Source organism: Herbiconiux sp. VKM Ac-2851 (genome assembly GCF_013205105.1).
Lineage (GTDB): Bacteria > Actinomycetota > Actinomycetes > Actinomycetales > Microbacteriaceae > Herbiconiux > Herbiconiux flava.
In genome coordinates this window covers 188635-213883 of record NZ_JABMLJ010000004.1, presented here as the reverse complement: position 1 = coordinate 213883, position 25249 = coordinate 188635, and the positions used below count along the sequence as shown (strand labels likewise).

The window sequence follows — 25249 nt, the reverse complement described above, 5'->3', positions numbered from 1 at the left end:
ACAACGTTGTAAAGACCATGAATCAAGGAGGATTCGGATGGCTCCGAGAATGTCACACCTGCTGGCCGCGACGAGTGCCGGGGTCCTGCTGCTCGGCCTGGCAGCCTGCACCCCCGACGTCGGCGGCGGCGCCGGCAGCACCGATGCGGCGGGCGGCGACGCCGGCTCCTGCAGCAACGAGATCGTGAACCCCGATGCACCTCAGGTCTCGGTCTGGGCCTGGTACCCGAACATCAACACCGTCGTCGACATGTTCAACAAGACCCACGACGACGTGCAGGTGTGCTGGTCGAACGCCGGACAGGGCGGCGACGAGTACGCCAAGTTCTCCACCGCGATCGCGGCCGGCACCGGCGCCCCCGACGTCATCATGCTGGAGGCCGAGGTGCTGCCCGGCTTCATCATCCAGGACGCGCTCGTCGACCTCTCCGAGCACGGCGCCGACGACGTCAAGGCGAACTTCAGCGAGGGCGCCTGGAAGGACGTCTCGAGCGGGTCCTCCGTCTACGCCATCCCGGTCGACGGCGGCCCGATGGCCATGATCTACCGCTCCGACATCTTCGAGAAGTACGGCATCGCGATCCCCACCACCTGGGACGAGTACGCCGCCGCCGCCCAGAAGCTGAAGGATGCGGGCGGCCCGTTCATGGGCGACTTCGGCAGCAACGTGCCGGCCTGGTTCACCGCGCTGATGACCCAGAACGGCCAGACCGCCTGGGACTACGACTCGGCCAGCCCCCAGTCGATCGGCATCGACCTGAACGACGACGGCAGCAAGCAGGTCGCCACCTACTGGCAGGAGCTCGTCTCCAAGGGCCTCGTCGACACGCAGGACCAGTTCACGACCGACTACGTGGCCGGCCTCGCGAACGGCTCCTACGCCACCTACGTCTCGGCCGCCTGGGCTCCCGGCTACCTGACCGGCGCCGGCGGCGCCGCGACCGGTGACGGTGCCGAGTGGCAGGTCGCCCCGCTCCCCCAGTGGGACGCCTCGAACCCCGTCTCGGTGAACTGGGGCGGCTCGACCTTCGCGGTCACCACCCAGGCCTCCGACAAGGACCTCGCCGCCACCGTGGCCAAGGAGCTCTACGCCTCGCCCGAGGAGCTGCAGGACGGCATCGACACGCAGACGATCTTCCCGCTGAACCAGCAGGTGCTCGCCTCCCAGGCCTTCGCCGACGCCCCGATCGAGTTCTTCAACGGTCAGAAGGCCAACGGAGAGGTCTACATCCCGGCCGAGAACGAGTACCCGGGCTACACCTACAGCCCGTTCACCACGTACTACTACTCCGAGCTGACCAAGGCCATGGTGACCATGATCGACGGCAGCAAGACCGGCGAGCAGGCCCTGGACGACCTGCAGGGCACCATGACCGACTACGCCAAGGCGCAGGGCTTCACGGTCGAGTGATGAGCGTCTCCGCTGCCGCGAGGCCCCGTCGCCGGCGATCGATCAGGAGAGGCTGGATCGGGTGGCTGTTCGTCGCCCCCTTTGGCATCGTCTTCCTGGTGTTCCTCGTCGCGCCCCTGGCCTACGCGTTCTACCTCAGCCTCTTCTCCAAGGGGCTGGCCACCGGCACCGTCTTCAGCGGGGCGGGCAACTACGTCAAGGCGTTCACCGATCCGGAGTTCCTCAGCGGTCTCTGGTTCGTGCTCCGCTTCGCCGTGGTGCTCATCCCGCTGCAGATGGCGGTGTCACTCGCGGCAGCGCTGGTGCTCGACTCGCTCACCACGCGGCTCTCGCGCTTCTCGAGACTGGCGATCTTCGTGCCGTACGCCATCCCGGCGGTCATCGGCACTCTGATGTGGGGCTTCCTCTACAGCCCCGTGTTCGGGCCGCTGACCGGCATCTTCGGGGCCATCAACCAGTCGGCGCCCGACATCCTGAGCGCCGACAACATCTTCGGCGGGCTGCTGAACGTCGTGGTGTGGCAGTGGGCCGGGTACTACATGATCATCATCTACGCGGCCCTCCAGGGCATCGATCCGAGCATCTACGAGGCGGCCCGTATCGACGGCGCCACCCCGCGGCAGATCGCGTTCCGCGTGAAGATCCCGATGATCTCGAGCGCCATGGTGCTCATCCTGGTGTTCGCCCTGATCGGCACGCTGCAGTTCTTCACCGAGCCGCAGGTGCTGAAGCCGATCGCCAACGGCGCCATCACCGCGAGCTTCACGCCGAACATCTACGCGTACAACCTGGCGTTCCAGTTCTCGCAGTTCAACTACGCGTCGACCATCTCGTTCGCGCTCGGCATCGTCGTCTTCATCGCGGTGTACATCTTCCTGTTCAGCACCCGCAAGCGCCGGGGAGGGTTCTCGTCATGACCGCCGCAGCATCGATCCCGGCCCGCACGATGCGCCGGCCGAAGGCCCGTCGCAACATCACCGCGCACATCTTCCTGGTGGCGCTCATCGTCTACTTCCTGCTGCCGCTGTGGTGGCTGGTGGTGGCGAGCACCAAGGACCCGCAGGGGCTGTTCACCGGCACCGGCGGCGCGCTCTGGTTCGACAAGAACTTCAACCTGATCGCCAACCTGCAGGAGCTGTTCACCTACAAGGGCGGCATCTACCTGAAGTGGCTCGGCAACTCGGCGCTCTACTCGCTCGTCGGCGGGGTCGGTGCCACGGTGCTGGCCGTTCTCGCCGGCTACGGCTTCGCGAAGTACCGCTTCAAGGGGCGCGACCTCTCGTTCGCCATCCTGCTCGGCTCGGTGATGGTGCCGCTGACGGCGCTCGTCATCCCGACCTTCATGCTGATGTCGCAGCTGCACCTGACGAACACGATCTGGGCGGTCATCCTGCCCTCGCTGCTCAGCCCGTTCGGCGTCTACCTGATGCGGGTCTACGCGGCCGACGCGATCCCCGACGAGCTGCTCGACGCCGCGCGCGTCGACGGGTCGGGCGAGTTCCGCACGTTCCTCCGGGTGGCGCTGCCGCTGATGCGGCCGGCCGTCGTGACCGTGCTGCTGCTCTCGGTGGTCGGCACCTGGAACAACTACTTCCTGCCCCTCGCGGTGCTGAGCGATCAGAACCTCTACCCGGTCACCGTCGGCCTCGGCGGCTGGCAGGCCCTCGCCGCCTCGAACAACGGCGGCGGCACCTCGCTCTACACGCTGATCGTGGTGGGCTCGCTGGTGTCGATCATCCCGCTGATCATCGCGTTCCTGTCACTGCAGAAGTACTGGCAGGGCGGGCTCTCGCTCGGCGCACTGAAGTAGCACCCACCCTCTTCTCCACCTCTCCACCCCGTCTTCCGAAGGACAGCCATGGTCACCGCACGCCTCACCATCGACCCCCACTTCACCGTCGGCCCCATCAACCGCCGCCTCTTCGGCTCGTTCGTCGAGCACCTCGGGCGCTGCGTGTACGAAGGCCTCTACGAGCCCGGTCACCCCACGGCCGACGCGGAGGGCTTCCGCCAGGACGTGATCGAGCTCGTCAAGGAGCTCGGCGTCTCGACCATCCGGTACCCGGGCGGCAACTTCGTCTCCGGCTTCCGCTGGGAGGACAGCGTCGGACCGGTCGAGGAGCGCCCGCGCCGCCTCGACCTCGCCTGGCACTCGACCGAGACCAACGAGGTGGGCCTGCACGAGTTCTCGAGCTGGCTCGACAAGGTCGGCAGCGAGCTGATGCTGGCCGTCAACCTCGGCACCCGCGGCACGCTCGAGGCGCTCGACCTGCTCGAGTACTCCAACATCCCGGGCGGCACCGCCCTCAGCCAGCAGCGCATCGACAACGGGCGCACCGACGCGTTCGGCGTGACGATGTGGTGCCTCGGCAACGAGATGGACGGCCCGTGGCAGCTCGGCCACCGCTCGGCGGAGGACTACGGCAAGCTCGCCTCGCAGACCGCGAAGGCGATGCGGCAGCTCGACCCCTCGGTCGAGCTCGTGGCCTGCGGTTCCTCGAGCGCCCACATGCCGACGTTCGGAGAGTGGGAGCGGGTCGTCCTGACCCACACCTACGACGACGTCGATTACATCTCCTGCCACGCCTACTACCAGGAGAAGAACGGCGACCTCGGTAGCTTCCTCGCCTCGGCGGTCGACATGGACCACTTCATCGACTCGGTCGTCGCCACCGCCGACCACGTCAAGGCCGTGCTCGGCTCGGCGAAGACCGTGAACATCTCCTTCGACGAGTGGAACGTCTGGTACCTCGACCGCTACGAGAACGTCGACAAGATCGAGGGCCTCGACAACTGGCCGGTCGCCCCGCGCCTGCTGGAGGACGCCTACTCGGTGGCCGACGCGGTCGTGTTCGGCAACCTGCTGATCTCGCTGCTGCGCCACGCCGACCGGGTCACGAGCGCATCGCTCGCGCAGCTCGTGAACGTGATCGCCCCGATCATGACCGAGCCGGGCGGGCCCGCCTGGAAGCAGACCACCTACTTCCCGTTCGCCCTCACCTCGCGCCTCGCCACGGGCGACGCGCTCGACGTCAAGCTCGAGGCCGACAGCTACGACACCGAGGTGTACGGCACCGTGCCGCTCGTCGACGCCGTGGCGACGCACGACGCAGCGACCGGCACGACCTCGGTGTTCCTGGTGAACCGCAGCCAGAGCGAGGAGGCGACCGTGACGATCGACACCGCCGCCCTCGGTGCGGTGACGGTACGCGAGGCGCAGACGCTCAGCGATGCCGACACCTCGGCGAAGAACGTGCTGGGTGACCCGGAGCGCGTCGGCCTGTCGGTGACCGAGGGCATCGAGGTGCGGGACGGCGGCCTCACGGTCACCCTGCCCCCCGTGTCGTGGACGGCGATCTCGTTGGGCTGACCGGCCGGCGGTGTCGATCGGCCCGGCCGGGTCGGTCGACCCGGTAGAGTCGAGGGGGAACGCGGCCGTCGGACGCCGCGATCGGAATGAGGAGATCGAACGTGACGACCGTGGTCCTGCCGCCGAAGCCGCGAACGCTGCTGGCCGCCCCTGTGAAGGGCATCGTCGCCGTGGTGCTCTGGGTCATCGCGATCGCCCTCTGGGTCATCGCCCCGAACATGACCGACCCGCGCTGGGGCGCGTTCCTCATCGACATCGGCATCGTGCTGGCCTCGGTCGGCTTCGCCGCTCCGACGCTGACGTACTCCACGCCGCTCCGCAACACGCTCATCGCGGGCGTCGCAGCCATCGCGCTGTTCGCGCTGGGCGACCTCGGCGAGATCCTCGTGATCAGCTACACGCTGCGCATCCTGGTGCCCCTGCTGGCCCTGTTCTCGGCGCTGTACGCCGTGATCGGGCGCGTGCGGGTCTGGTACAACTAGCGCCTGCCCTGCTCGGCCGAGCGCTCGTGCCGGCCCACCGGCTGCCGTAACGCACTCGTTCGGGCGCCGAAACACGGCCGTCACACACGCGCCCTAGATTCGAGCCATGAGGTCGTCGCACGAGTCACTGGGGTTCTGCCAGTGGTTCTGCCTGCGCCGGCAGAGCGGTCACCACAACACCGCTGTCTACTCGTTCAATTCCTGACCGCGCCCCGCGTCGAGGCACCGGTCCGCCCATCGGGCGGCTGATCCTCCGCGGGCATTCGCGCGCCCAGTGAACGATTCCTCCAGACGGGGTACACCCATGCGACTCGACGACGTCTGCATCGTGAACAGCGATGTGACCGCCTCCGACGACTTCTACCGCGACACGCTCGGCCTGAAGCGGCGGATGCGCAACGTGCGCTTCGCCGACTTCGTGTTCGACAGCGGGCCGCGGCTGGCCATGTGGCTGCGGCCGAGCATCGCCGAGACGGTGGGCCCGGCCTATCCGTCGCGGGCGGGGCTGCCGTTCCGCGTGGTCCTCGAGGTCCCGGATGCTCGGCCCGGCCCGGTCGCCGACCCCGACGGGTTCGTGCTGACGCTCGCGCCCTCCGGTTCGGGCAGCAGCAGCCGTCTCGCCGAGGTGGAGCTCGCGGTCTCGGATCCGGCGGTGACCGGCGAGTTCCTCGAGACCCTCGGGTTCTCCCGGGCATCCGGTGACCCGCTGCGCTATGACGGAGGCGACGGCACCGTCATCGCCCTCGTCGCGGCCGCCTCGCTCGCCGCGGCCACCTCGCTCGCCGGATCTCTCCGGCTCGCGGAGTTCGCGCAGAACGGCGGGCACGTGATGCTCGCCGTCGAGCTGGACACCGGCGAGCAGGTCGACGCCCTCTACGAATCGCTCATCGCGCGCGGCCTCGCCGCCTCCGGGCCCCCTGCCGTCTACGAGTGGGGCGCCCGGTCGACGTACTTCGTCGACCCCGACGGGTACATCTGGGAGATCTACGCCTGGGTCGAGACCCCGCGCTGATTCCCCGCACCACCGCACGTCCTTCTTGCACCACCACACCCAAGGAGCACTTCCATGATCCGTTCCACCCCATTCCCTTTTGCCCGGCTCGGCGCCCTCGGCGCCCTCACCGCCTCGGCCGCCCTCGTTCTGGCGGGCTGCGCCTCTGCTCCGAGCGACGCGGGCAGCGCATCCGGAACCGCCTCGTCGGGCGAGACCGAAGCCCTGCCCTGCATCGTCAGTGACCAGGGCGGCTTCGACGACCAGTCGTTCAACCAGCTGGGCCTGGAGGGCGTCACCATGGCGGCCGAGGCGCTCGGCACCGAGCACATCGACGTCCAGTCGGAGACCGAGAGCGACTACGCGCCGAACATCGCCAGCCTCGTCGACCAGGGCTGCACCACGATCGTCACGATGGGCTACCTGCTCGCGGCGGCGACCGAGGAGGCCGCGACGGCCAACCCCGACGTGCACTTCATCATGGTCGACGACAACACCATCACTGCCGACAACGTCAAGGGCGTGGTGTGGGACACCTCGCAGGCCGGCTTCCTCGTCGGCTACGCCGCGGCCGACTACACGACGACCGGCAAGGTCGGCACCTACGGCGGGGCGCAGATCCCGCCCGTGACGCTCTACATGGACGGCTTCGCGCGCGGCGTCGAGTACCACAACGCCCAGAAGGGCACCGACGTGCAGGTCGTCGGCTGGAACCCCGACACCCAGGAGGGCCAGTTCACCGGCAACTTCAGCGACATCAACGCGGCGAAGGTGCTCTCGCAGGGCATCCTCGAGCAGGGTGTCGACGTGATCGTGCCGGTCGGCGGGCCGATCTACCAGGGGGCGGCGCAGGCCATCCGCGAGTCGACGACGCCGGTGGCGCTCGTGGGCGTCGACACCGACATGTACCTCAGCGACCCCGAGTACGACGACATCTGGTTCTCGTCGATCGCCCGGGACATGCCGAAGTCGATCTCCGAGGTCATCCAGGCGTCGGCGACCGGTGACTTCTCGAACGAGCCGTACGTGGGCACGCTCGAGAACGGTGGCGTGCTGATGAGCCCGTTCCACGACTTCGAGTCGAAGGTCGCGCCGACCCTGCAGGGCGAGCTCGACACCATCGAGGCGGGCATCGTCGCGGGCGACATCCCCATCGACACCCCCTCGGCCCCGTAACCCGACCCCACACCCTCACCCACCCCTCCCACCCCTTCGCGAGTGGTCACTTTCGGCGCCAAGACCGCGTGTTTCTCGCCAGAAGTGACCACTCGCGAGGGAGGAGGAGTGCAATCAGCCAGGAGGATGCTCGTGCGCGAGTTGATCTGCATCACCGACCCGGGGCAGGAGCAGGCCGTGGCGCTGCTCGCGATCCTCGCCTCGCCCGAGGACTTCCACGTGCAGGCGATCGTCGCCGGCGCGGGCAACACGACCCTCGAGAACACCGTCGAGAACGTGTTCAAGGTGCTCGAGCTGGCGGGGCCGTCGACGGATGCACCGCAGATCCCCGTGCACCGCGGCGTCGCCCGGCCGCTCCTCCGCCCCCTCGTCACGGCGGCGCACGTGCACGGCGAGACCGGACTCGACGGCTACGACTTCCCGCCCGTCGAGGGCCGGGCGTCGGAGGAGCCGGGCGTCGCCGCGATCATCCGCCTCTGCCGCGCCGCTCCCCCGGGCGGCATCACGATCGCGCAGTTCTGCAGCATGACGACGCTCGCCGTCGCCCTGACGGAGGCGCCCGACATCGCGGAGCACATCGCCGAGGTCGTGATGATGGCGGGCGCCTACTTCGAGGTGGGCAACATCACCCCCGCCGCGGAGTTCAACATCTTCGTCGACCCGCACGCCGCGGCCATCGTGCTCGGGTCGGGCATCCGTCTGGTCATGCTGCCGCTCGACGTCACCCACCAGCTGCGGAACACCCGCGATCGCCTCGACGCGTTCTCGGCCCTCGGCACCCGCTGCGGGAGGGCGGTCGACGCGCTGCTGACGTTCTCGGAGGCGTTCGACCTCGAGAAGTACGGCTGGGACGGCGCCCCGCTGCACGGCCCGGTCGTGCCGCTGTACCTGCTGCGGCCCGAGATCTTCCACGGGCGTTCGATCAACGCGCGGGTCGAGACGGGCAGCGAGCTGACGATGGGGATGCTCGTCGCCGACTGGTGGGGCGTCACCGACCTCCCGGCGAACGTGTTCTACGCCCGCGACGTCGACGCCGAGCCGTTCTACGCCGAGCTCACCGCCCGGATCGCGCGGCTGCCGTAGTGGCGCGGGCTACGGTCGAACCCATGCGCACACCCCCACCCCCGCGGACGCTGTGGCAGAACGCCCTCGTGATCGCCCTCGACGAGGCGCACGGCGCGACCCCCTTCCGGGCCGACGTGCTCGTCGAGGGCACCGACATCCGGGCGGTCGCCGACGTGTCGCTGCCCGGCCGACCGGAGCCCTCGCCCGGCACCACCGTGATCGACGCGAGCGGGCTGCTGCTGACGCCCGGGCTGGTGAACGCGCACACGCACTCGTGGGAGATCCTGCTGCGGGGCACGAGCGCGCCGCTGCCGCTCGAGGTGTGGACGCTGCTCAGCTACCCGCCCACCGGGGTCGCGCCTGTGCCCGACCGACTGGCCCACCTCCGCACGGTGGTCGCCGCGCTCGAGTCGCTGCGGGGCGGTGCCACCACGCTGCTCGACGACACCGGCGAGCTGCCCGGCCAGACTCCGGCCGGCATCGCGGAGGTCTTCCGGGCGTACGACACCACGGGCATCCGCGCCACCTGCACCGGAACCGGCATCGACGTGCCCATCGTCGACCGCCTGCCCTTCGCCGACGAGGTGCTGCCCGCCGAGGTGCTGGCCGCGAGCCGCGATTCGATGCCGCCGAGCGCCGTGGTGCAGGAGGCGTTCTTCGCGTTCTCGGCCGAGGCGCGGATGCTCGCCCGGCAGTACCCCCGCATCCGCTACGCCCTCTCGCCGAGCGCCCCGCAGCGCGTCACCGACGAGTTCCTGGTGCGGGCGGCGGACCAGGCCCGCGAGCACGGCGAGGTGCTGCACACGCACCTGCTCGAGACGAAGCTGCAGCAGACCCTGGCACTCAGCCGCTATCCCGGCCGCACCATCGTCGAGCACCTCGACGCACTCGGCGTGCTCGGGCCGAACCTCACCGCCGCGCACGGCATCTGGCTCACCCCGCACGACCTCGAGCTGCTGGCGGCCTCGGGCGCGACCGTGGCCCACAACCCGATCTCGAACCTCAAGCTCGGCTCGGGCACGCTGCCCTGGCGGGCGATGCACGACGCGGGCGTGCGGGTGGCGCTCGGCTCCGACGGGGCCTCGAGCAACGACACGATGCGGATGCTCGACGTGCTGAAGCAGACCGCGCTCGCCCACACCCTGGGCGAACCCGACTACCGGCGGTGGCCGCTCGTCTCCGAGGTGCTGCACGCCGGAACGGTCGCCGGCGCCCGCGCCGGCGGCTGGGGCGACCGCACCGGATCGCTCACCCCGGGGCTCGCCGCCGACCTCGTGGTCTACGACCTCGCGGCGACCACCGCCTTCACGCCGCTGAACGACGCCGCGCAGCAGCTCGTGTTCGCCGAGAACGGTGCCTCGATCGCCGAGGTCTGGGTCGACGGACGGTGCGTGCTGCGGGACGGCCGCAGCACGCTGGTCGACGAGGACGCCCTGCTGGCGGAGTTCCGTGCGGAAGCGTCGGCGTATCTCGAGGCGCAGCTGCCGACGTGGCGGCGGCTGCAGGAGTCGCTCGAGCCCGCGATCCGGGAGGCCTACTTACGAGCCTGGTCTCCGGCGGGGTAGGCTGTCGGTCTGACCAACCCCCGTTGGTGTGGTCGGTCCCCTTCCCTCGTGCCCCCGGGCTGCCTTCAGCGCCCGCGGGCCCCGCGCCAGGTGCGCGGCAGGGCGTGGCCGATCCGAGGCTGAAAACCTCCGGCATCCCCGCATCCGCATCGAAGCCCGGAGGTCATCTCTATGTCTCAAGCCGTCTCATCCGCCCGCCGCACCCCGAACCGGTGGTGGGCCCTCGTCGTGCTCGCGCTCACCCAGCTCGTGGTCGTGCTCGACGGCACCATCGTCAACATCGCCCTGCCCCAGGCGCAGGAGCAGCTCGGCCTGAGCGACATCGAGCGCCAGTGGGTCGTCACCGCCTACGCGCTCGCCTTCGGCGCGCTGCTGCTGCTCGGCGGGCGCATCGCCGACTACTGGGGCCGTAAGCGCACCTACCTCGTCGGCATGCTCGGCTTCGGCGTCGCCTCCGCCTTCGGCGGCCTGGCGCAGAACGGCACCGAGCTGATCCTCGCCCGCGGGCTGCAGGGCGTCTTCGCCGCCCTGCTCGCCCCCGCCGCCCTGGCGCTGCTGACCGTCACCTTCCCCGGCGGCCGCGAGCGCAACACCGCCTTCGCCGTGTTCGGCACGGTCGCGGGTGCGGGTGCCGCCGTCGGCCTCGTGCTGGGCGGCGTGCTCACCGAGTTCGCCGACTGGCGCTGGTGCCTGCTCGTCAACGTCTTCTTCGTGATCATCGGGCTGATCGGCGGAATGCTGCTGGTCAAGGAGTCCAAGGCCGAGGGCGACAACCGCTACGACGTGCTCGGCGCCATCACGGTCACCCTCGGGCTCGGCTCGCTGGTCTACGGCTTCAGCCTGGCCGAGGGCGGCTGGGGCGAACTCGACACGATCGGCTTCCTCGCGCTGGGCGTCGGCCTCCTCGTGCTCTTCGTCGTGATCGAGCGCCGCGTGGCGCAGCCCCTGCTGCCGCTCCGGATCGTCACCAACCGCGTGCGCGGCGGCGCCTTCCTCGTGCAGGCGCTCGTCGGCAGCGTGATGATCGGCGCGATGCTGTATCTGGCGTTCCACCTGCAGATCGTGCTCGGGCTCGACCCGCTGCCCGCCGGGCTCGCCAGCCTGCCGATGACCGCGGTGATCATGGTCGTCGCGCCCATCGCCACGAAGCTGCTGCCCGCGATCGGACCGCGCCCGCTGATGATCGGCGGGCCGCTGATCGCCGCCGCCGGCCTGGTGTACCTCAGCTTCATCACGGCGGACGGCTCGTATCTCGTGCAGGTGCTGCCCGCGCTGATCGTGATCGGCGTCGGCATGGCGATGGTCTTCGTGCCGCTGCAGAACCTCGCGCTCTCGGGTGTCGCCCCGCACGACGCGGGCGCCGCCTCGGCCACCGCGAACTCGGCGATGCAGATCGGCGGGTCGATCGGTCTGTCGGTCTTCACCGCGATCTACGCCTCGGCCGTATCCGGGTTCGACCCCGCCGCGGGCACCGCGGCCGGGGTCGCGCAGCTGCAGGCCTTCACGAGCGGCTACTCGGCGGCGTTCCTCGCCTCGGCCGTCGGCCTCGTGCTGGCGTCGATCATCGCGGCGACGCTCATCCGCGGCTCGAAGGACGAGCTGCTCCCCCAGGCCGCCGACCCCTCGTCGGCCGCGCTGCCCGTGCACTGACCCTCGGGCCCGCACGGGCATCCGATCGACTTGGCCCTAGCCGTCGTCAACCCTCGGGTTTTCGAACGGCTAGGGCCAAGTCGATTTCTGCGTCAGGCGCTCGTCGCGTCGGAGACCTCGCCGACGAGCTCCTCGATGATGTCCTCGAGGAAGAGCACGCCCGTGACCTCGCCCTCGGCCGTCAGCGAGCGGGCCACGTGCGATCCACGGCGGCGCATGCCCTCGAGGGCGTCCTCGAGATCGGCGTCACGCGCCACCGAGGTCAGGCGACGGATGCGCTTCCCGGGCACGGGCGCGTCGAAGGCGTCGCCCGCCAGATCCATCACGTCCTTCAGGTGCAGGTACCCCTCGGGCTCCCCCGCCGCGTCCGTGAGGATGTAGCGCGAGAAGCCGTGCGACGCGACCGCCCGCTGGATGTCCCGCGGGGTCGCCCCGGCGGGCAGCAGCACCATCTCGGCGATCGGCACCTCGACGTCGCGCACCTTCTTCGTCGTGAACTCGAACGCGGCGGTGAGGGTGCCCGACGCATCCGTCAGCACCCCCTCGCGGGTCGACTGCTCGACGATCGACGCGACCTCGTCGAGGGTGTACGAGCTGGTCGCCTCGTCTTTCGGCGTCACCGTGAAGGCGCGCAGGATGAGGTTCGCCAGCCCGTTCAGCGTCCAGATCACCGGGCGCACGACCTTCGACACGAAGACCAATGGCGGCGCGAGGATGAGCGCGGCGCGGTCGGGCACCGAGAAGCTGAGGTTCTTCGGCACCATCTCGCCGAAGACCACGTGCAGGAATGTCACCAGCACGAGCGCGATCACGAACGCGACCCCGCCGATCAGCTCGGGGCTGAGCGGGGTGAGCGCGAGCGGGTACTCGAGCAGGTGGTGGATGGCCGGCTCCGAGACGTTCAGGATGACCAGCGAGCACACGGTGATGCCGAGCTGGCTGGTGGCCAGCATGAGCGTGGCGTGCTCCATGGCCCAGAGCGTCGTCTTCGCGGCCTTGCTGCCGGCCTCGGCGCGCGGCTCGATCTGCGAGCGGCGGGCCGAGATCACGGCGAACTCGGCGCCGACGAAGAAGGCGTTGACGACGAGCAGCACGACGAGCCACACGATTCCGGGAACGATGTCGTTCATCGCTGCTCCTCCAGTCGGGCGTCGAGAAGGGTGGCAGGGGTGCCTTCGGCGGGGGTGCCATCGGCGGGCGTGCCGTCGGCCGGCGTGCCGTCGGCCGGGCTCGCGGTCGCGGCGTCGGCGGGCAGCTCCTCGGGGATGAAGCGCAGCCGGTCGAGCCGCAGCCCGTCGACCCGCTCGACCCGCAGCACGCCGCCGTCGATGCCGATCTCGTCGCCGAGCTCGGGCAGGCGGTCGAGCTCGTCGATCACGTAGCCGGCGACTGTCTCGTGGTCGTCCTCGGTGGGCACGCGGATGCCCGTGCGGGCCTGCAGCTCGTCGGGCCGGAGGCTCGCGTCGAACGTGATCGAGCGTCCCGTGCGCACTATGCCCGCACGGAGGCGGTCGTGCTCGTCCTCGAGCTCGCCGACGAGCTCCTCCACCAGGTCCTCCAGGGTGACGATGCCGGCCGTTCCGCCGTGCTCGTCGGTCGCGATCGCGATCTGGAAGCCGTTGCGGCGGAGGAGGCCGAGCAGCGTGTCGATGCCCATCGATTCGGGCACGAAGAGCGGGTCGACCATGAGCTCGGCGACGGTGACGGCCGGCCGGGCATCCGGATCGATGCCGAAGCCCTGCTTGACGTGCACGACGCCGACGATGTCGTCGACGCTCGTGCCCGTGACCGGGAAGCGCGAGAAACCGGTGCGCTGCGCGAGTGCCACGACGTCGGCCGCGGTGTCGGCGGGGGTGACGCTCGCCATGCGCACGCGGGGCGTCATGACGTCGGCGGTCTCGCGCTCGGAGAAGGTGAGGGTGCGGCCGAGCAGCGTCGCGTGGTCGGTGTCGAGCATGCCCTCGAGGGCGGAGCGGCGCACGAGCGAGCCGAGCTCCTCGGCCGAGCGGGCGCCCGAGAGCTCCTCCTTCGGCTCGATGCCCATCGCGCGGATGAGCGCATTGGCCGTGTTGTTGAACAGCAGGATGACCGGCTTGAAGATCGTCGTGAAGAGCACCTGGAACGGCACCACGATCTTCGCGGTCTGCCGGGGCAGCGCCAGCGCGAAGTTCTTCGGCACGAGCTCGCCGATGACCATCGAGAACAGGGTGGCGATCAGGATGCCCAGCACCGCCCCGATGCCGGGGACCACCGTCTCGGGGATGCCGACGCCGATCAGCGGCTCGCGGAGGAGCGAGGAGATGGCCGGCTCGAAGGTGTAGCCCGTGAGGAGGGTGGTGAGGGTGATGCCGAGCTGCGCGCCCGAGAGGTGGGTCGAGGTGATGCGCAGGGCGGAGATGGTGGAGCCGAGCCGCTTCTCGCCGCGCGCCTGGCGCTGCTCGAGGTCGTGACGGTCGAGGTTGACGAGGGCGAACTCGCTGGCGACGAAGAGCCCGGTGCCGACGGTCAGCACGAGGCCGATCGCGAGCATGATCAGCTCAGACAAGGGTGGGCCCCCTGCGAGTGAGCGCGCGGGCTGCACCTAACGGGTGAGCGCCGTGGTTCTGGTCGGCAAGGGGCACGGGTCTGTGATGGGGAGGGTCGTCCATGCGCTCCAGCGTAGCGGGGGCGGCTGGAAAACCGCCCAGACGGGGGTGGGGGGGGGCAGCGCGGGCGCGCGCAGGCTGGGGTGGGCGGGCGCGCGAGGTCTGGGGTGGCCGGGGGGGGTGCGGCGTGCGGGATGCTCTCAGCGCGCATCCGGGATCATGGAGAGGTGAGCGTCTTCCACCCGCCGTGCGGGCCCCTCGAGGGGCGGCGTGACGGCGACGTCGTGCGGGTGCAGGGTGTGCCGTACGCGCACGCCGAGAGGTTCGAGCGGCCTATGCCGGTGGAGGCATGGACGGATGTGCGGGTCGCCGTCGAGCCCGCGCCCGCCTGCCCGCAGCCGCCGAACGCGTTCCTCGACGAGGTGCTCGGCACCCGCTGGGGCGAGCTGGCGGCCGACGAGCACTGCCAGCGGCTGACGATCACGCTGCCCGGCGACCTCGCCGAGGGTGAGCGGGTGCCGGTGATGGTCTGGATCCACGGCGGCTCGTACACCTCGGGCGCCGGCGACCTGGCGATCATGGATCCGGCGCCGCTCGTGCGCGAGCAGCGCGTGATCGTGGTGGCCGTGACCTACCGCCTCGGCCTCTTCGGCTACCTCGCCTCCGGCGACCGTCCGGCGAACCTCGGCCTCCTTGACCAGCTCGAGGCGTTCCGCTGGGTGCAGCGCAACATCGCCGCCTTCGGGGGCGACCCGCGCCGGGTGACGGCCTTCGGTGAGTCGGCGGGCGGCGACGCGGTCGCGCACCTGATGACGCTCCCGGAGGCGCCCCGGCTCTTCGCGCGGGCCATCATCCAGAGCGCCCCGCTCGGCATCGCGCGCGGCCGGGCGCGGATGAGCGAGGCGATGGGGCAGGTGGCGTCCGCGGTCACGCCCACGATGGACGCCGACGACGTGGTCGCCCTGCAGGAGCGGGTCGCCGCCCCCGCCAAGCGCTACGGGCTGCTCGCCGGGATGCCGTTCGGCACGCAGTACGGGCACGATCCGCTGCCGCCCGAGCCGCTGGTCGAGGCGGCATGGCGGGCGGTGGCGCCGTCGATCGAGGTGCTCGTCGGCAACACCGCCGAGGAGGCGCGGCTGTTCGTGGCACGGGTTCCGGCGGTGAAGCGGTTGGCCTCCCTGCCGGTGGTGGGCGGGGCCGTGCAGCGGATGCTCGTCGCCCTCGTCACCCGCATCGTCTACGGTCGCCCGGCGGCGGTGTTCGCGCGGCGGCACGCACGGGCGGGCGGCGTCGCCCACCGCTACGTGATCTCGTGGGCGGCCCCCGGAAACCCGTACGGCGCCTGCCACACGATCGACCTCCCGCTGCTCTTCGGCACCGGGGACACGTGGTCGCGGGCGGCTCTCGTGGCGGGCGCGACGCCGGCCTCTCTGGCCGCGGCCGGCCGCGAGGTGCGGCGGGTGTGGGGCGACTTCGCGCACGGCCGCCTCGCCGCCGCGGGCGCGGTGCCGGGTGCCCTCCGCCACTGGCGCGTCTGACCCGCCCCCCCTTCCGGGTAGCGGCGATGGCCCTTCGTGGCGCGCCCGAGGGACTTCTGCGCGACCCGGGCGCCCTCAGGGACGCTGCGCGCGCGGGAGGCCCGCCACCACGAGATCGTAGGAGTTCACGATCAGGTCGAACACGAGCTCGCCGTCGGTCTCGGGGCCGAGCGTGACCGTCACCCAGTGGCGCTTGTTCATGTGGTACCCCGGCCGGATGTACGGGTGGTCGCGCACGAGCGCCTCGGCGTGCGCCGGGGCCGCCTTGAGCGTGACGGTCTCGACCTCGGAGTCGAGGTCGGTGAGCGCGAACACCTTGCCCACGACCTTCGCGACCGCGGTCTCGGGCCCGAACGGACGCTCGTCGGTGGTCGCGGGCAGCGCGGCACAGGCATCGAGCACGTCGGCGCGAGAGGTGATGACCATGGAGGGAGGCTAGCGCGAACCCCCGACACGAGCATCCGCCCCACAATTCGACACCTGTGCGAAGATGGCCGCACGACCGAAGGAGGCGCCCGTGCCGACCCTGCCCCGCCGCCTGCTCCTCGGGCTCGCCCTGGCCGTCGCGGCGGTGACGCTGGCCGGATGCACGCCGGCAGCGAACTCGCTGGCCGCGCTCGAGGCCTACCAGCGTGACCGTGTCGATGCCGACGCGCTGCCCGATGATCTGGTGACCCTCTTCGCCGACTCGATCGATCCCGAGTCCACCCGGCTGCTGTTCGAGGATGACCGCGTCACCCTCTACGCCGCGTCCGCGGCCAACGAGGCCGAACCGATGAGCGGCACGTCCGCCTGTCTCGTCGTGGCAAGCGACGACCCGGTCGCCGGCTGCTCAGGGGGAATGCCGCTGACGATGGGTGTTCCCGGAGGCGCCGAATACGCGCTCTCGCGGAGGATGCCCGACGACGAGGGCTGGACGGAGCTCGCCGACGGAGTGTGGACCCGCGAGCGGTAGCTCAGACCGGTAGCACGTCGCGACGGGCGAGGGCACCCGGGCAGGGGACGGCGACGAGGTCGCCCGCCGCGAGGTCGGTGGGGAGCGCCAGCACGGCGCCGTCAGGCAGCGCGAGGTCGCGGGTGCGGCACGCCGAGGCCCGGCCGACCAGGCGTGCCTCAGCCAGCACCGCCGGCACCCGCTCGAGGTCGGCGTCGAGCTCGAGCCGCCCGCCCGCGACCGTCAGCACGGTGGCCACCACGACCGAGCTCTGCGCCAGATCGGATGGACGTCCGTGCGTGCCCGGCACCACCGCGGCCGCCACGTGCACGCACGGGCTGCCGCAGACCTCGACGAGCCGGCGCAGCGAGACGCCGGACACCACGACGTCGCACACCGTCGGCACCGCCCACTCGGGCCACCGGTCGATCGCGAGCGGGTCGGGGATGCTGAGGCGGAGCGTGGGGAGGATCGACGTGAGGGTCATGCGACAGGTCTACGCCGGGCGGATGCCCGTGCCGGCGCTCCTCACGCGATCCTGACGCCGCGCCCGGGTATCCTCACGCGCCGCTCACACGACGGCGCGCGGGCGGCGGGATGCGGTTGGATGGGGGCATGTCGACGACGATGCCAGCCCTGACCGATCTCGAATGGAGCCGCGGAGAGGGGGAGGCGGTGATCGACGGCGGCGCCCTCACGCTGACCGCCGCGGCCGGCACCGACTGGACCAACGACGCCGGCGGCGCCGAGCCCCAGCACCGCTCGACGAGCCTCGGCTTCGTGCCCGAGGGCGACTTCCGGCTCTCGGCCCGCGTGCGCGTCGAGGGCGAGCGCACCACCTTCGACGCCGGCGTGCTCGCGATCTGGGTCGACGAGACGCACTGGGCCAAGGTCTGCTTCGAGTGGTCCCCCCAGGGCACCGCAATGGTCGTCAGCGTCGTCACGAACGAGTTCTCCGACGACGTGAACTCCACCGACGTCGACGGCGACGCCGTGTTCCTCCGGGTGTCGCGCGTGGGTCCGGCGTGGGCGTTCCACTCCTCGGCCGACGGGGTCCTGTGGCGCTTCGTCCGGGTGTTCCGGCTGGCGAGCGACGCGCCGGTGCACGTCGGCTTCATGGCCCAGGCGCCGATGGGCGACAGCTGCACGGCGGTCTTCGACGAGATCGCGTTCGTGCCCGGGACGCTCGGCGAGCTGCGCGACGGGTCGTAGCGGCCACGACCCCCGCCGTTCATCCGCTGTTCGCCGACGCCCGCTACGGTGCCGACGTGACGCTGTTCAACGGCTGGGCCGTTCCCGCCGACCTCGACGACCTGCTCAAGCACTCGGTGCTCGACGACGATGACGACGACCCGGTGCTCCTCGGCACCGACGGCGCCCCCGTCGACACCTGGCGCGAGGGCTACCCCTACGACGAGCGCCTCGACCGCGCCGACTACGAGGCGGGCAAGCGCCTGCTGCAGATCGAGCTGCTGAAGCTGCAGAACTGGATCAAGCTGCACGGACGCCGCCTCGTGATCGTGTTCGAGGGCCGCGACGCCGCCGGCAAGGGCGGCACGATCAAGCGCTTCACCGAGCACCTGAACCCGCGCGGCGCCCGGGTGGTGGCGCTGGAGAAGCCGACCGAGCGCGAGTCGTCGCAGTGGTACTTCCAGCGCTACGTGCAGCATCTGCCGGCTGCGGGCGAGATGGTGCTGTTCGACCGCTCCTGGTACAACCGGGCGGGCGTCGAGCGTGTGATGGGCTTCTGCACCGACGAGCAGTACGACGAGTTCATGCGGCAGGCCCCGCTGTTCGAGAGCATGCTCACGGGTGACGGCATCGACCTCGTGAAGCTCTGGTTCTCGGTCTCGGCCGATGAGCAGCGCACCCGCTTCGCCATCCGCATGGTCGACCCGGTTCGGCAGTGGAAGCTCTCGCCGATGGACCTCGAGTCGCTCGACAAGTGGCAGCGCTACACCGCCGCCAAGGAGGCGATGTTCGCCGCCACCGACACCGCCGACGCGCCCTGGACCGTGGTCAAGAGCAACGACAAGAAGCGGGCCAGGCTCGAGGCGATGCGGCACGTGCTGAGCCTGTACGACTACGACGGCAAGGACGAGTCGATCGTCGGGCTGCCCGATCCGCTGATCGTGGGTTCGGCGGCCGACGTGTACGAGCGCGGTGAGAACGAGGCGGCGCCGCCGGGCGACGGGGCGACTGCGACTCCCGGCGGGCCGTCGTGGTGACCCCGCAGGTGCACGTGCGCTGGGTGCCGCTGCCGGCATCCGATGCCGAGGTGCCCGACGTGGCCGCCCTGCTGCCCCTGCTCAGCGACGAAGAGCGGATGCGCGCCGCCACCACCCACGACCCCGACGTCGCGGCGCGATTCGTGCTCGGGCGCGTCGCCGTGCGGCACCTCGCGGCCGAGCTCGCGCGCCCCGCCCCGGGTGCCGAGGCGCCGACGCCGGACGAGGTGACCGTCTGGGCGCTCTGCCCCGACTGCGGCGGACCGCACGGACGCCCCCACGTCGACGTGCGGAAGCCCAAGGGCCGCCCGCTCAGCATCAGCATCGCCCACTGCGCGGCGGGTGTGGCGGTCGCGGCGAGCTGGTCAGGCGCCGTCGGCATCGACGTCGAGCTCGCCGATTCGCCGGTCGAGGCGATGGCTGCGATCGCGGCGCTCGTGCCGCCGGCCGCCCGACCCTCGGGCCGCTCCTGGGACCCGGTGCAGCACTGGACGCGCATCGAGGCGGTGCTCAAGGCCGACGGCCGCGCCCTCCGCGTCGACCCCTCGGCCGTGCTGCTCCGCCGCGACGCGGGCGCCCTCACGGCCACCGTCGCCGGAGACCCTCCGCGCCCCGACGGCGAGGCCGCGCCGGTCTACGCCGTGGCCGACCTGCGCCTGGACGACGCGGTACGGGCCTCCGTCGCCATCCTCCCCCGCAAGCCGTCGGCCAAGCCCACGGTGCCCGTGGTCACCTGGCGCCCGCTGCCGCTCGCGGCCCCCCTCCCCGCCTGACCCGCCTATCCCGCGTGCCCCGTCGGGTGAGTCGCGGCGAAGTGCGACCTTGTGCCGCGACTCAAGCCGATTCGCGACACTCTGCCGCGACTCAGCGGCGCTCGCCGGGCGTCAGGGCGAGGAAGGCAGGGGCGGGAGGGGCGTGGCGTGCAGCCACGCCGCGAAGAGCGGCGCCAGGGGGCGCCCCGCGACCGCGGCCGCGTGCGCCGTGAACGCCGCGGTGTCGGCGCTGCCGTGGCGGTGCGCCGCCGTCCAGGAGCGCAGCACCTCGAAGAACGCCGCGTCGCCGATCGTCAGGCGCAGCGCGTGCAGCGTCAGCGCCCCGCGCTTGTAGACGCGGTCGTCGAACATCGCCACCGGTCCGGGGTCGGCGACCACGAGGTCCTGCGGGGCGGCGGCGAGCATCCGGTGGTGCTCGCGGGCCAGCGCATCCGCCGATGGCCCGCCCCGCTCCTGGGACCACAACCACTCGGCATAGCAGGCGAAGCCCTCGTTCAGCCAGATGTCGCGCCAGGCCTTCACGCCGACGCTGTTGCCGAACCACTGGTGCGCGAGCTCGTGGGCGATCAGCCGGTCGCTGCCGTGCCGGCCGTCGACGTGGTTCGCCCCGAAGATCGCCATCGCCTGCGCCTCGAGCGGGATCTCGAGCTCGTCCTCGGTGACGACCACGGCGTAGCGCGAGAACGGGTACGGCCCGAACACCCGCTCGAAGAAGGCGATCATGTCGGGGAGCCGGGCGAAGTCCTCGTCGACTCGCGCCCTGAGCTCCGCCGGGTGGTAGCGGTCGACGGGCACGGGGCCTCGGCTCGACCGCACCGTGTAGTGCCCGATCTGCACGGTCGCGAGATACGCCGAGGTCGGAGCATCCTGTTCGTAGAGCCAGCTGCTGCGCCCGCTGCGGCTCGTGCGCTCGATGAGCCGCCCGCTCGCGGCCACGGTGTAGCCCTCTTCGACGGCGACCCGGATGCGGTAGGCCGCCTTGTCCTCGGGCCGGTCGTTGCACGGGAACCACGTCGACGAGCCGATCGGCTGCGACGCCGTGAGCACGCCGTCGGCGAGTTCCTCCCAGCCGAGCGGCCCCCAGGTGCTGCGCCGGGGACCCGGCCGCCCGCCGTACTCGACCCGCACCGTGAAGCGCTGCCCGGCCGGGATGACCGCGGACGGCCGCACCGAGAGCACGTGCGAGGCCTGCGAGACGCGCGCCGGCCGGGCGCCGTCGACCTTCACCTTCGAGGCCTTGAGCTTCGAGAGACCGAGGTCGATGCGGTCGAGGTCGACCACCGCCACCGCCGTGATCACGGCGACCCCGTCGAGCCGGTTCGTCTCGACCCGGTAGTCGAGGTCGAGGTCGTAGTGCTCGACCCGGTACGACCAGGTGCCGACGCCCGGCGTGTAGGGGTCTCCCGAGAAGGCGACGCCGCGCCCGGTCACGAGCCGCCCTGCTCAGCCAAGGCATCAGGCGCACCAGGCCCAGGCGCAGCCGACGCGTCAGACGCCGCGCCGGCACCCCGCCCCGCCAGCGCCGCCCACCGGTACTCGGCCGTCCGGACCTCGCGCCACGGCCCGATCGGGTTCCCGCTCCAGCGGCTCCCCGCGGGCACCGTGTCGCCCCGCATCACGAGCGACGCCGGCCCCACGGTGCCGTCGGCGGCGATCCGCGCCGCCGGCAGGATGACGCTGTGCGGGCCGAGGGTCGCCCCCCGGTCGAGGTCAACGGTGTCGAGGCTCATGATCCGATCATGGAACAGATGCGTCTGAACCACACATCCCCGGTTCACGGTCGACGCGTCGGCGAGGGTCACGAGGTCGGCCTCGGGCAGCCAGTAGGTCTCGCACCAGACGCCCGTCCCGATCTTCGCGCCGAGGCTCCGCAGCCACCAGATGAGCGCCGGGGTGCCCGTCGCGGCCTGCGCGAACCAGGGCGCCGCGACCATCTCGGTGAAGGTGTCGGCGACCTCGCTCCGCCAGACGAAGCTCGACCAGAGCGGATGCTCGGCCCGCCGGATCCGCCCGATCAGCACCCATTTCGCCGCCGTGCTGACCCCCGCGGCCACCGCTCCGGCGATAAGCAGCACGACCCCGCTCAGCACCACCGCGAGCCACAGCCCCACGGAGGCGAGCGCCGCGAGCGCGAACACGACCGCCAGCCCGATCGCGCAGGTGACGATCACGGGAACCACGCGCAGCAGCTCCCACAGGATGCGCGCGACCCGCAGCCGCGCGGGCGGCGCGAACGTGCGGCTGAGGTCGCCCTCGGCGGCCGTGCGGCGCAGGCGCACCGGCGGCGAGCCGAGCCACGACGAGCCGTTCTTGGCCTTCCGGGGCGCCGACGAGAGCACGGCGACGAGGCCGTCGCGGGGCACCCGGTGCCCGGGCGCGGCCATGCCGGAGTTGCCGAGGAAGGCGCGTTCGCCGATCTCGGCGCGGGCCACGTGCATCCAGCCCCCGCCGAGCTCGTAGGAGGCCACGAGGGTGTCGTCGGCGAGGAAGGCCCCGTCGCGCACCGTCGTCATGGCCGGGATCAGCAGCACCGTCGAGGCCTCGACGTCGCGCCCGATGCGGGCACCGAGCAGCCGCAGCCAGACGGGCGTGAACAGCCCGGAGTACAGCGGGAAGAGCAGTGTGCGGGCCTGGTCGAGCAGCCGCTCGGTCGACCAGATCTGCCAGCCCACCCGCCCCCGCACCGCGTGAACGCCCTCGCTCACGCCGAGCCCGAGCAGCCGTGTGATCACGACGACGAGCACGGCCAGCACGACGCCGGCGACGAGGGTGCCGGGCACCACCGCGGCGAGGCTCCGGATGGCCGCGTCGCCGAGATCACCGGCTCCCCGAGCGGCCGCCAGCACCACGAGGGCCCCGGCCGCGAAGGCGACGACGGGCACCAGCGCGAGCACCAGCGACGAGACGCCGTAGGCGATCAGCCAGGCGGGCCGGCGGGCCGGCCGCTCCTCGGGCCACCAGCCGCGGGCCTTCCCGACCCGGGCGGCGGGCGAGCCGGCCCAGCGCTGACCCGACGGCACCCGGCCGAACACCGAGGAGCCCGGGTCGATCTCGGCCCGCTTGCCGATGCGGGTGCCGGGCAGCAGCGTGCTGCGGGCACCGATGCTGGATCCCGCCCCGATGCGCACCGCGCCGACCCTCAGCACGTCGCCGTCGACCCAGTACCCCGAGAGGTCGACCTCCGGCTCGACGGCGGCGCCGCGCCCGATCGTGAGGAATCCGGTGACGGGCGGCAGCGCGTGCAGGTCGACGTCGTCGGCGATGCGGGCGCCGAGCGCGCGGGCGTAGAGGGCGATCCACGGTGCTCCGGCGAGACTGACGGCCCCCACCTGGTGCGCGATCTGCTCGGCGAGCCAGAGCCGCAGGTGCCACGAGCCGCCGCGAGGATGATCGCCCGGCTGCAGCCCGCGCAGCAGCAGCCGTGACGCCACGACCGAGATGCCCATCCGCCCGAACGGGGTGGCGAACAGCACGAGCCCGACGATCAACGCCCAGAGCGGCACGGTCGGCAGCCAGTCGAAGCCGCCGAACGGCACGAGGATCGCGGAGGCGGTGAAGAGGTAGACCAGCCAGCGCAGCCCGGCGAGCACGAACAGCGGGATGCCGAGCACCGTCTGCAGCACCTGCATGCGTCGCGGGGTGGGCGCGACCGGCTCGCGACCCGGCCCGGCCGGGGTGCCCGCGGCATCCGCCTCATCGGAGCGGGAGCGCAGCTCGTCGGCCATCGCGCCGAGCCGCGGGTGCGCGTAGACGTCGGCGACGGTGAACTCGGGATCGATCTCGCGCACGCCGGCGACCAGCTGGGCCGCCGCCAGCGAGCCGCCGCCGAGGTCGAAGAAGTTCGAGCGGTCGTCGGTGACGGAGGCCCCGAGCACCCCCGTCCAGAGGGCGGCGAGGCGCGCGGTGAAGGGGTCGTCGATCGCGGGGGCGTCGCCCTCGCCGATGGGCGCCGCGCCCGGGAGGGGCCACGGCAGCGCCTTCTTGTCGACCTTGCCCGACACCCGCACGGGCAGCTCGTCGAGCACGGCGATCAGCGGCACGAGCGCGGCGGGCAGCTCTTCACGCAGGCGCGCGACGGCGGCCTCGCGGTCGAATCCGGGCGCCACGACGTAGCCGACGAGCATCGCGGTGCCGGCCGCGGTCTGCTGCACGGTGACGGCGGCGCCCGCAACCCCCGGCAGCGCCTGCAGCGCGGCCTCGATCTCGCCGAGCTCGATCCGCCGGCCTCCGACCTTCACCTGGTCGTCGGCGCGGCCCTGGAACACCAGCCCCTCGGGGTCGTAGCGCACGAGGTCGCCCGAGCGGTAGGCGCGCTCCCAGCCGAGCGACGGCATCGGCGCGTACTTCTCGGCGTCCTTCGCGGGGTCGAGGTAGCGGGCGAGCCCCACTCCCCCGATGATCAGCTCTCCGGATGCTCCGGGCGCGACCGGCTCGCCGTTCTCGTCGACCACCGCCAGCTCCCAGCCGTCCAGCGGCAGCCCGATGCGCACGGGGCCGTCGCCGCCGAGCGGGGCGGCGCAGGCGACGACGGTGGCCTCGGTCGGGCCGTAGGTGTTCCAGACCTCGCGGCCCGGGGTGGCGAGCCGCTGGCCGAGCTCGGCCGGCACCGCCTCGCCGCCGAAGATCAGCAGGCGCACGTTCTCGAGCGACTCCGCCGGCCAGAGCGCGGCGAGCGTCGGCACGGTCGAGACGACGGAGATGCCGCGGGCGGTGAGCCAGGGCCCCAGGTCCATGCCGCTGCGTACGAGCGAGCGCGGGGCGGGCACGAGGCAGGCCCCGTGCGCCCAGGCGAGCCACATCTCCTCGCACGAGGCGTCGAAGGCCACGGAGAGCCCGGCCAGCACCCGGTCGCCCGGGCCGAGCGGCTCGTCGACGACGAACAGCCGCGACTCGGCGTCGACGAAGGCCGCGGCCGAGCGGTGGCTGACGGCGACGCCCTTCGGGGTGCCGGTCGATCCCGAGGTGAAGATGATCCAGGCGTCGTCCTCGGGGCGGGGCGGCGAGACGACGGGCAGCGCCGCCGTGCTCGGGTGGGGATCACGGGCATCCGCGTCGACGAGCGCGACCTCGGCGGCGGGCGTCGTGCGGGCGCGGTAGCGCAGCGAGCCGGTCAGCACTCCCACGACGTCGGCCTCGCCGAAGACGAGCTCGGCGCGCTCCTCGGGGTCGTCGACGTCGACCGGCACGTAGGCCGCCCCCGCCGCGAGCACCGCGAGGATGCCGACGTACAGCTCGCGGTGGCCCGACGCCATCCGCACGCCCACCCGGTCGCCCCGGCGCACACCCGCGGCGTGCAGCTCGGCCGCGACGGCGATCACCCGCGCCATCAGCTCGCGGTAGCTCAGGGCGCCGTCGCCGTCGTCGAGGGCCGAGGCCTCCGGATGCGCGGCGACGGTCTCCCGCAGGATGTCGACGAGCGTGCGGGCCGGAGCGGCCAGCGCGCTCCGGTCGAGCGTGGGCTGCGCGGTGGTCATGCGCCCA

21 protein-coding genes are annotated in these 25249 nt (G+C 71.8%); 15 read left to right on the top strand and 6 right to left on the bottom strand.

All coding sequences use genetic code 11. The features are described 5' to 3' along the window. Positions 1–37: 37 nt before the first annotated feature. The 10 genes from HQQ85_RS19195 to HQQ85_RS19150 all read left to right on the top strand — a co-directional run bounded on the left by HQQ85_RS19195 (position 38) and on the right by HQQ85_RS19150 (position 11710). Entirely contained in the window at positions 38–1411 is a 1374-nt protein-coding gene (locus tag HQQ85_RS19195; RefSeq protein WP_254069588.1) for an ABC transporter substrate-binding protein, read from the top strand. After that, positions 1411–2328 (top strand): carbohydrate ABC transporter permease, encoded by a 918-nt coding sequence (locus HQQ85_RS19190; RefSeq protein ID WP_173184174.1) that lies wholly within the window; start codon positions 1411–1413, stop codon positions 2326–2328. Before HQQ85_RS19195 ends, HQQ85_RS19190 begins: the two co-directional genes overlap by 1 nt. Then, a complete protein-coding gene (locus HQQ85_RS19185; protein ID WP_173184172.1) occupies positions 2325–3221 on the top strand; it encodes a carbohydrate ABC transporter permease in 897 nt (298 codons plus the stop codon). The genes HQQ85_RS19190 and HQQ85_RS19185 overlap by 4 nt, the downstream gene beginning before the upstream one ends. A gap of 48 nt (positions 3222–3269) precedes the next feature. Next, entirely contained in the window at positions 3270–4781 is a 1512-nt protein-coding gene (locus HQQ85_RS19180) for an alpha-N-arabinofuranosidase (protein WP_173184170.1), read from the top strand. A 101-nt stretch (positions 4782–4882) separates the two neighbouring features. Then, on the top strand, positions 4883–5263 hold the full coding sequence (locus HQQ85_RS19175; protein WP_173184168.1) for a hypothetical protein: 381 nt from the start codon (positions 4883–4885) through the stop codon (positions 5261–5263). A gap of 304 nt (positions 5264–5567) precedes the next feature. Further along, positions 5568–6275 carry a VOC family protein gene (locus HQQ85_RS19170; RefSeq protein WP_173184166.1) on the top strand — a complete coding sequence of 236 codons (708 nt, stop codon included), beginning with the start codon at positions 5568–5570 and terminating at the stop codon, positions 6273–6275. 54 nt (positions 6276–6329) lie between these two features. Then, a complete protein-coding gene (locus HQQ85_RS19165) occupies positions 6330–7430 on the top strand; it encodes a BMP family protein (protein ID WP_173184164.1) in 1101 nt (366 codons plus the stop codon). A gap of 132 nt (positions 7431–7562) precedes the next feature. Then, positions 7563–8513 (top strand): nucleoside hydrolase, encoded by a 951-nt coding sequence (locus HQQ85_RS19160; RefSeq protein ID WP_216851896.1) that lies wholly within the window; start codon positions 7563–7565, stop codon positions 8511–8513. A 23-nt stretch (positions 8514–8536) separates the two neighbouring features. Continuing rightward, a complete protein-coding gene (locus HQQ85_RS19155) occupies positions 8537–10060 on the top strand; it encodes an amidohydrolase family protein (RefSeq protein WP_173184162.1) in 1524 nt (507 codons plus the stop codon). A gap of 171 nt (positions 10061–10231) precedes the next feature. After that, a complete protein-coding gene (locus HQQ85_RS19150; protein WP_173184154.1) occupies positions 10232–11710 on the top strand; it encodes an MFS transporter in 1479 nt (492 codons plus the stop codon). Between the two features lie 92 nt (positions 11711–11802). On the opposite strand, the gene HQQ85_RS19145 is transcribed toward HQQ85_RS19150, so the two are convergent. Together HQQ85_RS19145 and HQQ85_RS19140 are read right to left on the bottom strand one after the other, a co-directional pair. After that, positions 11803–12840, bottom strand: coding sequence for a hemolysin family protein (locus HQQ85_RS19145; protein ID WP_173184152.1), 1038 nt, complete (start codon positions 12838–12840; stop codon positions 11803–11805). Further along, complete coding sequence (locus tag HQQ85_RS19140; protein WP_173184150.1) at positions 12837–14255, bottom strand: hemolysin family protein; 1419 nt, start codon at positions 14253–14255, stop codon at positions 12837–12839. Before HQQ85_RS19140 ends, HQQ85_RS19145 begins: the two co-directional genes overlap by 4 nt. A gap of 234 nt (positions 14256–14489) precedes the next feature. On the opposite strand from HQQ85_RS19140, the gene HQQ85_RS19135 reads away from it, so the two are divergent. After that, positions 14490–15833, top strand: coding sequence for a carboxylesterase family protein (locus HQQ85_RS19135; RefSeq protein ID WP_173184148.1), 1344 nt, complete (start codon positions 14490–14492; stop codon positions 15831–15833). A 75-nt stretch (positions 15834–15908) separates the two neighbouring features. Here the strand turns inward: HQQ85_RS19135 and HQQ85_RS19130 are convergent, their stop codons facing one another. After that, positions 15909–16259 (bottom strand): MmcQ/YjbR family DNA-binding protein, encoded by a 351-nt coding sequence (locus tag HQQ85_RS19130; RefSeq protein WP_173184146.1) that lies wholly within the window; start codon positions 16257–16259, stop codon positions 15909–15911. Between the two features lie 91 nt (positions 16260–16350). Between HQQ85_RS19130 and HQQ85_RS19125 the strand changes: the two genes are divergently transcribed. Further along, the gene (locus tag HQQ85_RS19125) at positions 16351–16788 is read left to right on the top strand and encodes a hypothetical protein (protein WP_173184144.1); all 438 of its coding nucleotides are present in this window, start codon (positions 16351–16353) and stop codon (positions 16786–16788) included. 1 nt (position 16789) lies between these two features. On the opposite strand, the gene HQQ85_RS19120 is transcribed toward HQQ85_RS19125, so the two are convergent. Continuing rightward, entirely contained in the window at positions 16790–17254 is a 465-nt protein-coding gene (locus HQQ85_RS19120; RefSeq protein WP_173184142.1) for a hypothetical protein, read from the bottom strand. Positions 17255–17382: 128 nt separating this feature from the next. Between HQQ85_RS19120 and HQQ85_RS19115 the strand changes: the two genes are divergently transcribed. From HQQ85_RS19115 to HQQ85_RS19105, 3 genes are all read left to right on the top strand, one after another. Beyond that, positions 17383–17979, top strand: a complete 597-nt coding sequence (locus HQQ85_RS19115; RefSeq protein ID WP_173184140.1) for a DUF1349 domain-containing protein — start codon at positions 17383–17385, stop codon at positions 17977–17979. Between the two features lie 116 nt (positions 17980–18095). Further along, the gene (gene ppk2 / locus HQQ85_RS19110) at positions 18096–18995 is read left to right on the top strand and encodes a polyphosphate kinase 2 (protein WP_371741980.1); all 900 of its coding nucleotides are present in this window, start codon (positions 18096–18098) and stop codon (positions 18993–18995) included. Then, positions 18989–19768: a 4'-phosphopantetheinyl transferase superfamily protein gene (locus tag HQQ85_RS19105; RefSeq protein ID WP_173184139.1), complete on the top strand. Its 780-nt coding sequence runs from the start codon at positions 18989–18991 to the stop codon at positions 19766–19768. The genes ppk2 and HQQ85_RS19105 overlap by 7 nt, the downstream gene beginning before the upstream one ends. Before the next feature lie 111 nt (positions 19769–19879). On the opposite strand, the gene HQQ85_RS21730 is transcribed toward HQQ85_RS19105, so the two are convergent. Beyond that, positions 19880–21199 carry a M1 family metallopeptidase gene (locus HQQ85_RS21730; RefSeq protein WP_173184138.1) on the bottom strand — a complete coding sequence of 440 codons (1320 nt, stop codon included), beginning with the start codon at positions 21197–21199 and terminating at the stop codon, positions 19880–19882. Beyond that, on the bottom strand, positions 21196–25242 hold the full coding sequence (locus HQQ85_RS19095) for a Pls/PosA family non-ribosomal peptide synthetase (RefSeq protein WP_173184137.1): 4047 nt from the start codon (positions 25240–25242) through the stop codon (positions 21196–21198). The genes HQQ85_RS21730 and HQQ85_RS19095 overlap by 4 nt, the downstream gene beginning before the upstream one ends. Positions 25243–25249 lie beyond the last annotated feature (7 nt).